Source organism: Streptomyces sp. BRA346, from assembly GCF_052851135.1.
Window position 1 is genome coordinate 76,628 of the sequence record NZ_JAIWIH010000038.1, and the last position, 16,089, is coordinate 92,716.

10 protein-coding genes are annotated in these 16,089 nt (G+C 72.0%); 6 read left to right on the top strand and 4 right to left on the bottom strand.

Going from position 1 to position 16,089, the window contains the following annotated elements; genetic code table 11:
- Positions 1-335 precede the first annotated feature (335 nt).
- The 4 genes from LCH29_RS34625 (at position 336) to LCH29_RS34640 (ending at position 5,344) form a co-directional block, all read left to right on the top strand.
- Positions 336-2,030: an alpha-L-fucosidase gene (locus LCH29_RS34625; RefSeq protein WP_446465647.1), complete on the top strand. Its 1,695-nt coding sequence runs from the start codon at positions 336-338 to the stop codon at positions 2,028-2,030.
- Between the two features lie 49 nt (positions 2,031-2,079).
- Positions 2,080-2,325, top strand: coding sequence for a hypothetical protein (locus LCH29_RS34630; RefSeq protein ID WP_009717902.1), 246 nt, complete (start codon positions 2,080-2,082; stop codon positions 2,323-2,325).
- A gap of 229 nt (positions 2,326-2,554) precedes the next feature.
- Positions 2,555-3,529 (top strand): acyl-ACP desaturase, encoded by a 975-nt coding sequence (locus LCH29_RS34635; RefSeq protein WP_446465648.1) that lies wholly within the window; start codon positions 2,555-2,557, stop codon positions 3,527-3,529.
- Between the two features lie 21 nt (positions 3,530-3,550).
- A complete protein-coding gene (locus tag LCH29_RS34640) occupies positions 3,551-5,344 on the top strand; it encodes a tetratricopeptide repeat protein (RefSeq protein WP_446465649.1) in 1,794 nt (597 codons plus the stop codon).
- 214 nt (positions 5,345-5,558) lie between these two features.
- Here the strand turns inward: LCH29_RS34640 and pepN (LCH29_RS34645) are convergent, their stop codons facing one another.
- Entirely contained in the window at positions 5,559-8,150 is a 2,592-nt protein-coding gene (pepN, locus tag LCH29_RS34645; protein WP_446465650.1) for an aminopeptidase N, read from the bottom strand.
- A 165-nt stretch (positions 8,151-8,315) separates the two neighbouring features.
- Positions 8,316-9,341, bottom strand: coding sequence for an aspartate-semialdehyde dehydrogenase (locus tag LCH29_RS34650; protein WP_446465651.1), 1,026 nt, complete (start codon positions 9,339-9,341; stop codon positions 8,316-8,318).
- Between the two features lie 325 nt (positions 9,342-9,666).
- Between LCH29_RS34650 and LCH29_RS34655 the strand changes: the two genes are divergently transcribed.
- Positions 9,667-11,403 (top strand): TIGR03767 family metallophosphoesterase, encoded by a 1,737-nt coding sequence (locus tag LCH29_RS34655; protein ID WP_446465652.1) that lies wholly within the window; start codon positions 9,667-9,669, stop codon positions 11,401-11,403.
- 21 nt (positions 11,404-11,424) lie between these two features.
- Here LCH29_RS34655 and LCH29_RS34660 read toward each other — a convergent pair whose 3' ends face one another.
- Positions 11,425-12,447 carry a hypothetical protein gene (locus tag LCH29_RS34660; protein ID WP_446465653.1) on the bottom strand — a complete coding sequence of 341 codons (1,023 nt, stop codon included), beginning with the start codon at positions 12,445-12,447 and terminating at the stop codon, positions 11,425-11,427.
- Between the two features lie 133 nt (positions 12,448-12,580).
- Entirely contained in the window at positions 12,581-15,229 is a 2,649-nt protein-coding gene (gene pepN / locus LCH29_RS34665) for an aminopeptidase N (protein WP_446465654.1), read from the bottom strand.
- Positions 15,230-15,394: 165 nt separating this feature from the next.
- On the opposite strand from pepN (LCH29_RS34665), the gene LCH29_RS34670 reads away from it, so the two are divergent.
- Positions 15,395-16,030, top strand: a complete 636-nt coding sequence (locus LCH29_RS34670; RefSeq protein WP_446465655.1) for a mycothiol-dependent nitroreductase Rv2466c family protein — start codon at positions 15,395-15,397, stop codon at positions 16,028-16,030.
- Positions 16,031-16,089: the final 59 nt, after the last annotated feature.

Below are 16,089 nucleotides of genomic sequence, written 5' to 3' on the forward strand. Positions count from 1 at the left end.
GGGGCTGACCCCGTACCGTGCCGGGCTCCGCCGCAGGGCCCCGGTGTGTGGGCAATCGTTCCGCGGAGGGGCACCTCCCAGCGGTAGCTGGGGGAGGAACGGGTGGGCACAAAGCGGCCACCGGCCCGCGCCCCCGGGCACCGTCCGCGCCTGGCCAGCGGGCTGTCCTGGCCGCTGGGCCTCGCCCGGCCGCTGGCCGCGCCTGGTCCCCGGCCACCGGCCCGCCCTCGGGGCGGAGCCCCGGAAGCGGGGGGTCCGGGGGCTTGCCCCCGGTTTCGGGGAGGGGCGGGGTGGGGGATTGCTGTCATGGACACAACCGCATACGGAGGGGACCCATGTCCGGACGACGACCCGCCCGAAGGCTCCGCATCCTCGCCCTCGCCACCATGGCCGCCGCAGCGACACTGATACCCACGGGCGGCGGAGCCGCCGCCCAGGACACCTGCGAGGCCCCCATCAGCGACGCGGCACAGCACGTCATCGAGGCCTGCGACACCCCCGCCCGCATCATCGACAAGGCCGTCCACACCGTCCCCACCCCCGGCCAGCTCGCCTGGCAGCAGCGAGACGTCACCGCCTTCACCCACTTCGGCATGAACACCTTCACCAACCGCGAGTGGGGCTCCGGCACCGAGGACGAGAAGCTGTTCGACCCCGCCGCGCTCGACTTCGGTCAGTGGATGCGTACGTACAAGGCGGCCGGGGCCCGGCAGGTCATGCTCACCGCCAAGCACCACGACGGCTTCACGCTCTACCCCAGCCGCTACACGGACCACGACGTGGCCGCCAGCCCCTGGTGGACCCGCGGCCCCGGCGGCAAGAACCCGGACGGGGACGTGCTCGGGGCGTACGTGAAGGCGGCCCGGGCGGCGGGGTTGAAGGTCGGGGTGTACCTGTCGCCCGCCGACGGCGCCGAGCTGCCGCACGCCTGGCACGCCCAGTGGGTGGAGAAGGTCAAGGAGAAGCAGGCGAACGGCGAGCAGCTGTCGCTGCCGGAGCGCATGGCGCTGGAGGACGCGGGCCGCGCGCCCGCGGGCCAGGGGCGGTACGGCAACGGCAGCACGCCCACCGAGCGCACCATCCCGACCCTCGTGCCCGGCGACGACCGCGCCGCCGACGTCGCCTCCGGCAAGCTGCCCAGCTTCCGTTTCACGGCCGACGACTACGACGCGTACTACCTCAACCAGATCTACGAGATCCTCACCCAGTACGGCCCCGTCGACGAGTTCTGGCTGGACGGCGCCAACCCTTGGTCGGGCGCCGGGGTCACGCAGAAGTACAACGTCACCAACTGGTTCCGGCTGATCCGCGCCCTCGCCCCGGACAGCGTCGTCTTCCAGGGCGCCCAGGGCGTGCGCTGGGTGGGCAACGAGAGCGGTGTCGCCCGCGAGACGGAGTGGTCGGTGACCCCGTCCGCCGTCGACCCCTGGACCGTGATCGGCGGAGGGCTGCCCAACGACTCGACCGACGCCGACATCGGCTCGCGCGCGAAGCTGACCGCCCCCGGCGTGAAGTACCTCCAGTGGTATCCGGCCGAGGCGGACGTCTCGCTGCGCCCCGGCTGGTTCCACCACCCCGCCGAGCGCCCCAAGACGGCCGCACAGCTGATGTCGCTGTACGAGCGCAGCGCGGGCCGCAACGCCTCGCTGCTGCTCAACGTGCCGCCCGCGAAGAACGGCCGGATCGACGACGCCGACGTCGCCTCGCTGACCGCCTTCGGCACGGCCGTGGCGAACACGTACGGCTCCGGCCTCCCGATCGGCGACGGCCCCGTGACGTTCGACCGGGTGCGGGTCGGCGAGGACATCCGGTACGGGCAGCGGGTCGAGGCGTTCACCGTGCAGGCGCGTACCGCGGGGGCCTGGCGCGACATCGCCTCCGGTACCACCATCGGCGCGCGCCGCATCCTGGCGCTGCCCACGGCCGTGACCGCCGACGCGGTGCGGGTGCGGGTCCAGCAGTCGCGTGCGACGCCGCGGCCGTTGCCGGTGACCGTCCACCGGGCGCAGAAACTCCAGGAAGGGCCTTAAGGGCCACCCCGCGCACGCGCCACCCACGGGCGTCCGATAGCTTGAGCGTGTGAGCAACAAGGTCAAAAAGAACGCCGTGCGCGCCGGTGCCGTCATCGCCGCGACGACGGCGATGCAGCTGATGTCGTCCCCCGCGTTCGCGCTCACCCGCGACGACGGTGACGACCCGGGTCCGGGCCTGAGCGTCGCCGAGACGCTGGGCCTCTTCGTCGTCGCCCCGATCCTTCTGTTCCTGGTGATCGCGGGCCTCGTCATGCTGGGAGACAAGAAGTCCGGTCAGCAGACCACTGACTGACGACGGGCGAACGAGAGACGAAAGCGCTGAACGGCGCTGCGAGGGCGCCCCTGGCCGAAGAGGCCGGGGGCGCCCTCGTCGTATGTGGGCAACGTCTCCCGTATCCGCTCCCGTATCCGCGGCCGAAACGCACGGGACCGGAGCGGTTTATTTTCGCTTTAACCTACGGTGTCGTAACCTACGGAGCCGTAAGTAAAGGCCCCTCGTACCCGTCCCCAGGAGCTTCGCAGTGACCCTCGCCCCCTCCAGCCGCAACGGTCAGGCCGTGTGGAGCGATACCCAGCTCCTGTACGCGCTCGAAGAAGTCGTCGAGACCGAGCTCAACAGGCACCTGGGCGTCGCCAAGGAATGGATGCCCCACGAGTACGTGCCGTGGAGCGACGGCCGCAACTTCGACGGGGTGATGGGCGGCGAAGCCTGGGCCCCCGACCAGTCCAAGGTCAGCGACGTCGGCCGCATCGCGCTCGTGGTGAACCTCCTCACCGAGGACAACCTCCCCAGCTACCACCACGAGATCGCGACCCTCTTCGGCCGGGACGGCGCCTGGGGCACCTGGGTGCACCGCTGGACGGCGGAGGAGGGCCGGCACGGCATCGTCATGCGCGACTACCTGCTCACCAGCCGCGCCGTCGACCCGGTGCAGCTGGAGCGGTTCCGCATGACGCACATGGGTGAGGGCTTCGAGTCCGACAACAACCACAGCATGCTGCACACGGTGGCCTACGTCGCCTTCCAGGAGCTGGCCACCCGCATCTCGCACCGCAACACCGGCCACCACTCCGGCGACCCGGTCTGCGACCGGATGCTGGCGCGCATCGCCACCGATGAGAACCTGCACATGATCTTCTACCGGAACCTGCTCTCGAAGGCGTTCGAGCTGGCGCCTGACCAGACCATGTGCGCCGTCCGCGACGTCGTCGTCAACTTCCGCATGCCGGGCCACGGCATGCCCGGCTTCGAGCGCGCCGCCGCGCAGATAGCGATCGGCGGCATCTACAACCTGCGCATCCACCACGACGACGTGCTCCAGCCCGTGCTGCGCTTCCTCAAGGTGCTCCAGATCGGCGGGCTCGGCCCGGAGGGACTCAAGGCGCAGGAGGAACTGGGCCTGTACATGGGCGGACTGGACGACCAGGCCACCAAGTTCGACGAGCGCCGCGAGGCGCTGCTCGCCCGGCGCAGGGCCCGTGCCGAACGGGATTGATCACTCTGGCACCATCGGGTGATGGTCGATCATCCTTCGCACGGGACGTCCGGCGCGGCACCCGGGGACACCCCCGGTGACCACCCTGACGTGGCAGCCGAGTTGCGGGCCGCGGCGGCGGCCGGGGAGCCGGGCGCCTACCGCTCGTACGCCGAACTCCTCACCGAGCGCGGGCAGTTGGACGAGGCCCTGCCCTGGTGGGCCAGGGCGGCCGACGCCGGTGACGCGGACGCCTCGCGCACCCTCGCGATATGCCACAAGGACCGCGGCGACTTCGCCGAGGCCGAACGGTGGTACCGCACCGCCGCCGACCGCGACGGCGGCTGCGCCTTCGGGCTCGCCCGGCTCCTCCAGGAGGCGGGCGACCCGGCCGGCGCCGAGGAGTGGTACGGGCGCGGCTCCGCGCTCGGCAGCGTCTCCTGCACGACCAACGGCGCCCTGATGCTGGCCGCCCGGGGCGAGTGGATCAGCGCCCTGGAGCGGCTGGCCGAGGCGTCCGCCGAGGGCGACGACGTCGCCACCCGCACCCGCAAGGTGATCGAGGGCCTCCTCGACGAGCTGGCGGGCTGGCGCGACGCCCTCGCCGCCGCGGAGGCCGCGGACGACCCCGAGGCCGCGTACGAGGCGCTGCGCGCGCTCCTCGACCCCGACCGGCAGGGGATGTACGACGCCTATCCGCACCTGGTCGCCGAGGCCGAGGCGCTCTACGCGCGCGCGGCGGCGGTCGGCAGCGTCAAGGCCCTGGTCGACCAGGCCATCTTCGTCTCCCGCGACGCCGACCGCTGGGACGAGGCCCGCGCCCTGGTCGAGCGCGCCCATGAACTCGGCTACGACGGTGCCGCGTTCGTGCTCGGCGTCTGGGCCGAGGAACGCGGCGAGCTGCGGGCCGCGGAGACCTGGTACCGCACGGCCGACGACGCCGACGGCGGCCACTTCTGGGCCTGCTACAACCTGGGCGTGCTGTGCACCCGCCAGCGGCGGCTGGACGAGGCCGAGGAGTGGCTGCTGTCCACCGGCATCGACCCGGAGCACTGGGACCCGTTCTCGGAGAGCGAGGAACGGGTCATCAGAGCCCTGGAGGACGTCGCCGCCATCCGCGCCGACCCCGCGCGGCAGGGCTCCGCCCAGTGGCGCGACCGCCTCCCCGGGCTGCGCGCCCGCGCCCGGGACGGCGGGCCCGACGCCTGGTACGCCTACGCCGAGGCCCTCGACCACATCCACCGGCTCCCCGAAGCCGCCGAGTGGTACCGCAAGGCGGGCACCCCGCGCGCCCTCCTCGCCCTGGGCCGGATGCTGTACGGGGCGGGCGGCGCCAAGGGCACGCTCATGGTGCCGTACTACGAACCCGCCGCGGGCGAGGGCGACGCCTCCGCCGCGTACGACATCGGCCGCATCCACGACGAGGCCGGGAACCGGCGCACCGCCGAGATCTGGTTCCACCGCGCGGCCGGGCTCGGCCACGGGGGCGCCGCGTGGTGGCTCGGCCGGACCTCCGAGGAGCGCGGCGGCGATCCGCAGCAGGCCGAGCGCTGGTACGTCCGCGCCGCCCGCACCGGCCTCGTACCGCCCGCCTTCCTCGCGGGCCGCAGCATGGTCCGCCGCGGCGCCCATGCCGACGCCGTACCGCTGCTGCACACCGCCCACGACGGCGGGCACGCGGAGGCCGCGTACTGGCTGGCCAAGGCCGTGCGGGGGCTCGGGCGCCCGGAGGAGGCCGAGCGGTGGCTGCGGACGGCCGTCGAACGCCACCCCGAGCTCCTACGCGAGTACGGCCCCATGGCCCGCCTGGCCATACCGGACCCCAGCCGAAACTAGCCCGTTTGTGGGCAATCGTTCGGCCGGGGGGCACCTCCAGCGGTAGCTGAGGGAGGAACGGGTGGGCACAAACGGCCACCGGCCCGCACTGGGCCGCGAAACCCCGGCCGTGGACGGCCTGGCCAGGTGCAACCTGAGCTTTCGTTGCCGTCCGCGGGGCGGTGGGTGGGTTGTGCCCACCCACCGCCCCGCGGAACGCCTGCCCACAACCAGGTCAGCCCGCGGCCGCGTCGGCCGCGCGGGCCTTGAGGGCGCGCTCGACACCCGCCCGCGACTCGGTCACCAGCCGCCGCAACGCCGCACTGGGCTCGGCGGAGCCCAGCCACGCGTCGGTGGCGTCCAGCGTCTCCTGGGACACCTGGAGCGCCGGGTACAGCCCGACCGCGATCTGCTGCGCCATCTCATGGCTGCGGCTGTTCCAGACGTCCTTGACCGCCGCGAAGTACTTCTCGGCGTACGGCGCCAGCAGCTCCCGCTGATCGGTCTGGACGAACCCCCCGATCACGGCCTCCTGCACCGCGTTCGGTAGCCCCGCTTGTGAATCAGACGCAGTGCCCTCGACGACCGACGCCCACGCCTCCGCCTTCGCGGCCTCGGTCGGCCGCGCGGCCCGCGCCGTGGCGGCGTGCCGCTCACCCGCCGACGTCTTGTCGCGCTCCAGCTCGGCGGCGATCTCGGCCTCGTCGGCGCGCCCGGTCGCGGCGAGCCGCTCGACCAGGGCCCAGCGCAGCTCGGTGTCGACGGCCAGGCCCTCGATCGTCTCGCTGCCGTCCAGCAGCCCGGCGATCAGGTCGAGCTGGGCGTCGGTGCGGGCGGTCGCGGCGAAGGCGCGGGCCCAGGCGAGCTGGTGGTCGCTGCCGGGGGCGGCGGCGCGCAGGTGCTCCAGCGTGGCGTCGGTCCACCGGGCGAGCCCGGTCTCACGCCAGTCGGGCGCGGCGTACAGATCGAGCGCGAGCTTCACCTGCCGGTGCAGCGACTGCACCACGCCGATGTCCGACTCCTTGGCCACGCCGGACAGCACGAGCGCCAGGTACTCGCGGGTGGCCAGTTCGCCGTCCCGGGTCATGTCCCAGGCGGAGGCCCAGGACAGGGCCCGCGGCAGGGATGCCTCGAAGTCGCCCAGGTGGTCGGTGACGACGGCCAGGGAGTCGGCATCGAGCCGGACCTTGGCGTACGAGAGGTCGTCGTCGTTGAGCAGGATGACGGCGGACCGCTTCGTGCCGACCAGGCCGGGCACCTCGGTCAGCTCGCCGTCCACGTCCAGCTCGATCCGCTCGGAGCGGACCAGCTTGCCGGTCGCGTCGAGGTCGTACAGCCCGATCGCGATGCGGTGCGGCCGCAGGGTGGGCTCGCCCTTGGCGCCGGTCGGCAGCGCGGGGGCCTCCTGGCGGATCGCGAAGGAGGTGATGGTGCCGGAGGCGTCCGTGGCGATCTCCGGGCGCAGCACGTTGATGCCCGCGGTCTCCAGCCACGCCTTCGACCACGTCTTGAGGTCGCGCCCGCTGGTCTCCTCCAGCGCGCCGAGCAGATCGGTGAGCCGGGTGTTCTTGTAGGCGTGGCGCTTGAAGTACGCCTGCACGCCGCGGAAGAACTCGTCGATGCCGACGTACGCGACGAGCTGCTTGAGCACGCTCGCGCCCTTGGCGTACGTGATGCCGTCGAAGTTGACCAGGACGTCGTCCAGGTCGTTGATCTCGGCCATGATCGGGTGGGTCGACGGCAGCTGGTCCTGCCGGTAGGCCCAGGTCTTCATGGAGTTGGCGAAGGTGGTCCACGAGTGGGGCCACTTGCTGCCCGGCGCGTACGCCTGGCAGGCGATGGAGGTGTACGTGGCGAACGACTCGTTCAGCCACAGGTCGTTCCACCACTCCATGGTGACCAGGTCGCCGAACCACATGTGGGCCAGCTCGTGGAGGATGGTCTCCGCGCGCACCTCGTACGCCGCGTCCGTCACCTTGGAGCGGAAGACGTACTGGTCGCGGATGGTGACCGCGCCCGCGTTCTCCATCGCGCCCGCGTTGAACTCCGGCACGAAGAGCTGGTCGTACTTGGCGAACGGGTACGCGTAGTCGAACTTCTCCTCGAACCAGTCGAAGCCCTGCCGCGTCACCGCGAAGATGGCGTCCGAGTCGAGGAACTCGGCGAGCGAGGGGCGGCAGTAGATGCCGAGCGGCACCGACCGGCCGTCGCCGCCGTCCCAGCTGCTGTGCACGCTGTGGTACGGGCCGACGATGAGCGCGGTGATGTACGTCGAGATGCGCGGCGTCGGCTCGAAGCGCCAGACGTTGTCCTTGGGCTCGGGCGTCGGCGAGTTGGAGATCACCGTCCAGCCCTCGGGCGCGGTCACGGTGAACTGGAAGGTGGCCTTCAGGTCCGGCTGCTCGAAGCTCGCGAAAACCCGGCGGGCGTCCGGCACCTCGAACTGCGTGTAGAGGTACGCCTGCTGGTCGACCGGGTCGACGAAGCGGTGCAGCCCCTCACCGGTGTTGGTGTACTCGCAGTCGGCGACGACCCGCAGCTCGTTGCGCCCGGCCAGCAGCGACGGCAGCGCGATCCGCGAGTCCCGGAAGACCTCGGCGGGGTCCAGGGCGTCCCCGTTGAGGACCACCTCGTGCACGGTGGGCGCCACCAGGTCGATGAACGAGGACGCACCCGCCTCGGCGGCGTCGAAGCGCACCGAGGTCACCGAGCGGTAGGTGCCGCCCTCCTGCGCGCCGCTCAGGTCCAGCTCGATCTCGTACGCGTCCACGGTCAGGAGGCGCGCTCGCTCTTGCGCTTCCTCCCGGGTGAGGTTGGTACCAGGCACGTCGGCTCTCTCCCGTTCGTCATGTGCGGTATGTGCGGTACGCCATGCGTCAGGCGGATTGCCATCCTCGCACGTCGGAGCCGGTCGGTGCCGGTACATGACCGCGCCCGGGAAACGCCGAGGGGGAGCGGCCGTGGCCGCTCCCCCCCCGGGACAGGTGTGGCGTCAGCCGAGGTCGGCCGCCACCAGCTCGGCGATCTGCACCGCGTTCAGCGCCGCGCCCTTGCGCAGGTTGTCGTTGGACAGGAACAGCGCGAGACCGTTCTCGACCGTCTCGTCCACCCGGATCCGGCCCACGAAGCTCGGGTCCTGGCCCGCGGCCTGGAGCGGGGTCGGGATGTCGCTGAGGGCCACGCCCGGGGCGCCGGCCAGCAGCTCCACGGCCCGCTCCACGCTGATCGGACGCTCGAAGCGGGCGTTCACCTGGATCGAGTGGCCGGTGAAGACCGGGACCCGGACGCAGGTGCCGGAGACCTTCAGGTCCGGGATCTCCAGGATCTTGCGGCTCTCGTTGCGGAGCTTCTGCTCCTCGTCGGTCTCCAGCCGGCCGTCCTCGACGATCTTCCCGGCCATCGGGAGCACGTTGTACGCGATCGGGCGGGCATAGACCTCCGGCTCGGGGAGGTCGATCGCCGAACCGTCGTGGGTCAGCTCGGCCGCCCGGTCGGCGCCCTTGCGGAGCTGGTTGTCCAGCTCGGCGACGCCGGAGAGCCCGGAGCCGGAGACGGCCTGGTAGGTGGTGGCGACCAGGGCGGTCAGCCCCGCCTCCCGGTGCAGCGGGCGCAGCACCGGCATGGCGGCCATGGTGGTGCAGTTCGGGTTGGCGATGATGCCCTTGGGGCGCTGCACCGCCGCATGCGGGTTGACCTCGGAGACGACCAGCGGAACGTCGGGGTCCATGCGCCAGGCGGACGAGTTGTCGATCACGACGGGGCCCTGCGAAGCGACCTTCTCGGCCAGCGCGCGGGAGGTGGCGCCGCCCGCCGAGAACAGCACGATGTCCAGGCCGGAGTAGTCGGCCGTGGCCGCGTCCTCGACGGTGACCTCGGTGCCGCCCCAGGGGAGCGTGCGCCCTGCGGAACGGGCGGATGCGAACAGCCTCAGCTGGTCGGCGGGGAAGTCGCGCTCGGCGAGGATCCTCCGCATCACTCCGCCGACCTGGCCGGTCGCTCCGACAATTCCGATCCTCATATGAACCCTTTTCCTCGGTCGTGTCTCTCAGCGGCCCCTACCCCTCCGGCCAGTGTCTCAGGCCTCGCCGTAACCCTTCCGTGACCAATGTCGCACTGGTCGGGGCTGCCCGGGCTTCCCGCGCGAGTGAACACGAAGTGAGCGGAAGAATTCCTGTTCACGAGGGCGCGATGGCCGTTTTCTTCACGAAGATCAACGTGAGGAGATCGGCGACCGGCGTTGCCGCGTCGTTCACTCCCAGGCCATCCCCGATGCCAACGATCCGAAGTGACGACAGCCGCCGCTGTCCGCCCGCTTCGCGAATCCACTCGGGGAGAGATCGCGCATGTCCCGCATACGGTCCGCTGCCTCCGCCGTCGCCGCGCTCGACCGTCGCACCTTCCTCACCGCCGCGGCAGCCACCGGCGCCACGGCAGGCCTCGGCATCGCCTTCGGGCCCGGCAGCGGATCGGCACGGGCCTCGCAGCCCGCCACGGCACGCACCGTGGGACGCAGGGTCGCCCAGGCGCCCGCCGCCCCCTCCAACGCCGGTACCACGCTGGAGACGTTCTCCGCGCCGATCAGCGGCACCGAGGGCTACCGGCGCCTCGGCGACGGCCCGGCCTGGGACCGTCGGATACGCACCGACATCACCGGCGCCAAGGCGGGCCGGGAGGACCGGCGCACCGCCCTCGCCTCGTTCGTCCAGCTGACGGACATGCACCTGTCGGACGTTCAGCACCCGCTGCGCTACGAGTTCCTGCGCTCCGGCCGCACCGGCGCCTGGCGCCCCCACGAGGCGCTCACCGTCGTGGGCCTCGCCTCCCTCATCGAGCGGGTCAACGGGCTGCGCGGCGGCCCGGCCACCGGCGCCCCGCTCTCCTTCGTGATGACCACCGGTGACAACACCGACAACAACGCGAAGATCGAGCTGGACTGGTTCCTCACCGCCATGAACGGCGGCCGGATCACCCCCAACACCGGCGATCCGCGCCACTACGAGGGCGTGCAGAACAGCGGGCTCAAGGAGTTCTGGCACCCTGAGCAGGCGCTGCGCGACTCCGACAAGCAGCTCGGCTTCCCGCGCATCGAGGGCTTCCTCGACGCCGCCCTGCGCACCGTCAACAGCCCCGGGCTGCGGCTGCCGTGGTACTCCACCATCGGCAACCACGACGATCTGGCGGGCGGCGTCTACTCGTTCGGCGGCGACTACCTCGCGGACATCGCGACCGGCAAGCGGAAGCTCCAGCTCATCCCGGGCGACGAGGCCGCGGCGATCTACAAGGGTCAGCGCAAGGGCGCCGACCCCAAGGGCACCGACATGAAGGCGGTGGTGGAGGCGCACGCCAAGGAGATGCGCACGGTCACCCCGGACGAGCGCCGCGCGCCCTTCACCCAGCGGGAGTACCTCGCCGCGCACCTCGACCCGCTGGCCGCCGGGCCGGGCCCGGTCGGCCACGGCTACACCAAGGACAACCTCGAAGAGGGCACCCTCTACTACTCGTTCCGGATCTCCGAGAACGTCATCGGCATCAGCCTGGACACCACCGACCCGGGCGGCCACTACACCGGCTCGATCGGCACCGCCCAGCTGAAGTGGCTGGAGAGGACGCTGAAGGAGCACAAGGACGACTACGTCATCGTCTACAGCCACCACTACAGCGACAGCATGGACAACATGAACGCCGACCCGTCCCGCCCGGATGAGGCCCGGCACGGCGGCGACGAGGTGGTCTCCCTCTTCCAGGCGAACCCCCACGTGCTGGCCTGGATCAACGGCCACAGCCACCAGAACGAGATCACGCCGCACGACACCTTCTGGGAGATCACCACCGCCTCCCACATCGACTTCCCCCAGCTGGCCCGGGTCGTCGAGGTCGTGGACAACCACGACGGCACGCTGTCCCTGTTCACCACGCTCATCGAGGCGGCAGCCCCGCGCCGCACCGACTTCGAGGACCTGTCGCAGACCGGACTCGCCGCGCTCTACCGCGAACTGGCCTTCAACGCGCCCGGCGCCAGCGAGACGCTCGCCGGTGACCCGGACGACCGCAACACCGAGCTGCTGCTGCGCAAGCCCTGAAGCCCGGACGGGGCTTGAGGATCAGCGCGGCAGGAGCATCACCTGGGGAGCCGGGCCGCGGTCGGCCGACGCGATCAGCGCCGTACGGACCACCGCGGCCTGCTCCTCCAGGCCCTCCCGAAGCCGCTTGGGCGTGACGCGCACGACCGTGATTCCCATGTCCTCCAGATGCTCGCGCCGCCGGGCCTGGGCCGTGCCCGGGACCGGCCCGCCGTGGCGCGGCGCCCGGGCGTCGATCTCCAGCGCGACGCCCTGGTCCCGCCAGTACGCGTCCACCCCGCCGAGCGCGGGCCCGCCCGGCAGCCGCAGCTCGACGTTCCACAGCGGTTCGGGCAGGTCGTAGCCGCGCACCATGTCGTACAGCCGCCCCTCGGCGATGGCCCGCCCCTCGGCGAGCAGCGCGTCCACGGCGTCGACGACATGCGGCCGGGACAGCAGCCGGGCCCCGCTCAGCTCCGTGACCACGGCCGCGGCGTCGCAGTGCCCCTGGCGCACGGACTCGGTGAGCAGCGCGCGCACCGTCACCGCGTCGGAGAGCCGGGCGACCGCGTCGGCCAGCGCCCGGGCCACCGGGGCGATGGGCATCCCGACGCGCTCCTGCGGCGACGGGACGGGATGGGCGCGGACGAAGCGCACGAAGCCGGTGGAGCGCAGCCGCCGTGCGCGCGGCACGAGGACATCGATGCGGTCGAGGGACGCCAGCGGGGGAGCGGAGGAGAAGTGGTGCAGGGCGAGGGCCGCGAGCCCGGTGATCATCGCCTCGCCGTACTCGCCGTCCCCCGCTGATCCGTCACCGCCCGCGTGGCCGCGGCTCGCGGTGTACAGCAGCGCCGCGTACAGCCGCTCCTCGCCGGTCGGCGGACCCGGGTGCAGCAGGTGCACGCCCGGCAGCATCCGCTGCCAGGGGCCACCGGGTCGGCAGCGCTCGGCGGTCTGGGCCGCCGTCACGCCGTGGGCGCGCAGCTGATGCGTCGTCAGGACCCGGCGGCGGGCGTCCGAGAGGTGGTGGAGCGGGCGGGGGGACAGCGGTGTGTTGTGGTTCATGACCCCGCCATTCCCGCCCGCTCCACCCCGCTCACCGCTGTGACAGAACCGTCGACAAAACCGGACAACACCGCACTAAAGTACGGCAGTTCGAATGCCGAAAGGGCCCCCGCCGCGGTCGGTCATCCGGCGGTCATCCGGCGGCCCGCGCGTCGCACTCCTGCCCGCGCAGGGTCCGCGCGAGGTCGTCGCGGGACTCCAGCACCAGCCTGCGCAGCGCGGGCGGCGCCTCCGGGTGGCCGGCCAGCCAGGCGTCGGTCGCCGCCAGGGTGGTGGCGTCGCCCTGGGTAGACGGGAACAGCCCGCGCACGATCGCCATGGCGATCTCGATCGACCGCTCCTGCCAGATGCGCTCGATCGCCTCGAAGTAGCGCGGGGCGTACGGGGTCAGCAGCTCCCGCTGGTCCGGCTGGTCGAAGCCCGCGATGGTGGCCTCCACCAGCGCGTTCGAGAGCCGGTCGGTGTCCACCACGGCCGCCCACGCCTCGGCCTTGACCGCGGCCGAGGGCCGGGCGGCCAGGAGGCGCACCTGGTGGCGCTTGCCGGACGCGGTGTCGTCGCGGGACAGCTCCGCCGCGATCGCCTTCTCGTCGGCCTCTCCCTGCGCGGCGAGCGACGCCAGGAACGTCCAGCGCAGCTCCTGGTCCACGTCGAGCCCGTCGATCCGCGCCGTGCCCTCCAGCAGTCCGCGCAGCATCCGCAGCTCGGTGTCGGCGGAGGCGACCTGGGCGAAGAACCGCGCCCAGGCGAGCTGGTGTCCGCTGCCCGGCGCGGCGAGCCGCAGCTCGCGCAGCGCGCCCTCGGCGATCCGGGCCCCGGCCTCGGCGCGGCGGTCCGGCGCGCTGTAGTGATGGAGGGCCGACTGCGCCCACGCCTGGACCATCTGGAGCACGCCGATGTCGGTCTCCGCCCCGGCGAACCGCTCCACCAGCGCGAGGTAGTCGCGGGCGGGCATCAGCCCGTCCCGGGTGAGGTTCCACAGCGCGGACCAGCACAGCGCGCGGGCGAGCGGGTCGCTCAGCTCGCCCAGGTGCTCGCGCAGGGTGTTCAGCGAGACCTCGTCGAAGCGGACCTTGCAGTAGGTGAGGTCCTCGTCGTTGACCAGGATCAGATCGGGCCGCTCCGCCCCGGTCAGCTCGGTGACGACCGTACGGGGGCCGTCGACGTCCACCTCGGCGCGGGCGTACCGCACCAGCGCCCCGGCGCGCTCCCCGGCGGCCGCGTCCTTCCGGTACAGCCCGACCGCGACCCGGTGCGGGCGCAGTGTGCCACGCGGCGGAGCCGCATCATCGGGAACAGCGGTGCCGGATCCGGCCTCCTGGAGGACGGCCAGCTCGGTGATGTGCCCCTCGGCGTCATAGACGGCCTGCGGGGTCAGCACATTGACGCCCGCGGTCTCCAGCCAGGCCCGCGACCAGGCCGCCATGTCCCGGCCGGAGGTCTCGGTGAGCACCGCCAGCAGATCGGCCAGCCGGGTGTTGCCGAACGCGTGCCGCTTGAAGTACCGGCGGGCGCCCTCCAGGAAGGCGTCCTGCCCGGCGTAGGCCACCAGCTGCTTGAGCACGGACGCGCCCTTGGCGTACGTGATCCCGTCGAAGTTGAGCTTGGCGTCCTCCAGGTCCCGGATGTCGGCCGTGACCGGATGGGTGGACGGCAGCTGGTCGGCCCGGTACGCCCAGGACTTGCGGCGGTTGGCGAAGGTGATCCAGCCGTCGGTGAAGCGGGTCGCCCCGACCAGCGCGAAGGCCCCCATGAAGTCGGCGAACGACTCCTTGAGCCACAGGTCGTCCCACCACTCCATGGTCACGAGGTCGCCGAACCACATGTGCGCCATCTCGTGCAGGATGACCGTCGCCCGGTGCTCGTACGACGCCTGGGTGACCTTGCCGCGGAAGACGAACTCCTCGCGGAAGGTCACGCATCCCGGGTTCTCCATCGCGCCGATGTTGTATTCCGGCACGAACGCCTGGTCGTACTTCCCGAAGGGGTACGGATAGTCGAAGTGGTCGTGGAAGAAGTCCAGGCCCTGCTTGGTGACGGTGAAGATGTCGTCCGCGTCGAAGTGCTTGGCGAGCCCCTTGCGGCAGAGCGCGCCGAGCGGGATCTCCAGCACCGAGCCGTCCGGCTGGGTGCGGCGGTAGCGGTCGCTCACGTAGTGGTACGGGCCCGCGACGACGGCCGTGATGTACGTCGAGATGGGCAGGGTCGGGGTGAAGCGGGTGGTCGCGGCCCCGTCCCCGTCACCGGACGGCTCGACCCCGGCGGCCGTCCCGTTGCTCAGCACCGTCCAGCCCGCGGGGGCGGTCACCGAGAAGGTGAACGGCGCCTTCAGGTCGGGCTGTTCGAAGGTGGCGAAGACGCGGCGGGCGTCGGCGGGCTCGTACTGGGTGTAGAGGTACACCTCGCCGTCCTCGGGGTCCACGAAGCGGTGCAGGCCCTCGCCCGTGCGGCTGTACGCGCACCGCGCGTCCACCACCAGCTCGTTCTCCCCGGCCAGCTCCTCCAGGGCGATCCGGGTCCCGTCGAAGACGGCCGCCGGGTCCAGCTCCCGCCCGTTGAGCGTCACCGCGACGACCTCCGGCGCCACCAGGTCGGCGAAGGACGCGGCCCCCGGCTCGGCACAGCGGAAGCGCACCGTCGTCGTCGAGCGGAAGGTGCGCGGTCCCGGTCCGGTATCCGCCCCGACCGCGGACCGCAGGTCGAGGACCACGTCGTACGCGTCCACCGACAGCAGCCTCGCCCGCTCGCGGGCCTCTTCACGGGTCAGGTTCTCACCGGGCACGTAGCAGCTCCCCTCGTGTCCCTCTCGCCATTCGGACAGCGGGAATCATGTCACGCGGCACTGACACCCGGCATCGGGGAATGGGCCCCGGGTCCGGCCACGTTGTTCCTATGAGACAACCCCCGATACCTCTTTTATCCGCGCCTGCCCGTCCGAGGAGAGACCGTGACCGAGACTGCCAAGACTCCCGCCGACTTCTGGTTCGATCCGCTGTGTCCGTGGGCCTGGATGACCTCGCGCTGGATGCTCGAGGTGGAAAAGGTGCGCCCGGTCGAGGTGCGCTGGCACGTGATGAGCCTGGCCGTGCTCAACGAACCCAAGCTGGACGAGCTCCCCGAGCGGTACCAGGAGCTGATGAAGACCGCCTGGGGCCCGGTCCGGGTCTGCATAGCCGCCGAGCAGAAGCACGGCAGCGACGTCCTCGGCCCGCTCTACACCGCCCTCGGCACCCGCTTCCACAACCAGGGCCTGGAGAAGGACCGGGAGACGATCGTCGCCGCCCTGGAGGAGGCCGGGCTGCCCGCCGACCTCGCCGACGCGGCCGACTCCGACGCCTACGACACCGAGCTGCGCGCCTCCCACAAGGCGGGCATCGACCTGGTCGGCCAGGAGGTCGGCACCCCGGTCATCGCCGTCCCCGGCTCGGACGGCGAGCAGATCGCCTTCTTCGGCCCGGTCGTCACCCCCGCCCCCAAGGGCGACGCCGCCGCCCAGCTCTGGGACGGCACCCTGATGGTCGCCTCGATCCCCGGCTTCTACGAGATCAAGCGCACCCGCACGGTGGGCCCGATCTTCGACTGACCCGCACCGCCGCACCCCGGTACGGCAGGGCCCCCGCGCGACTCGACCGCGCGGGGGCC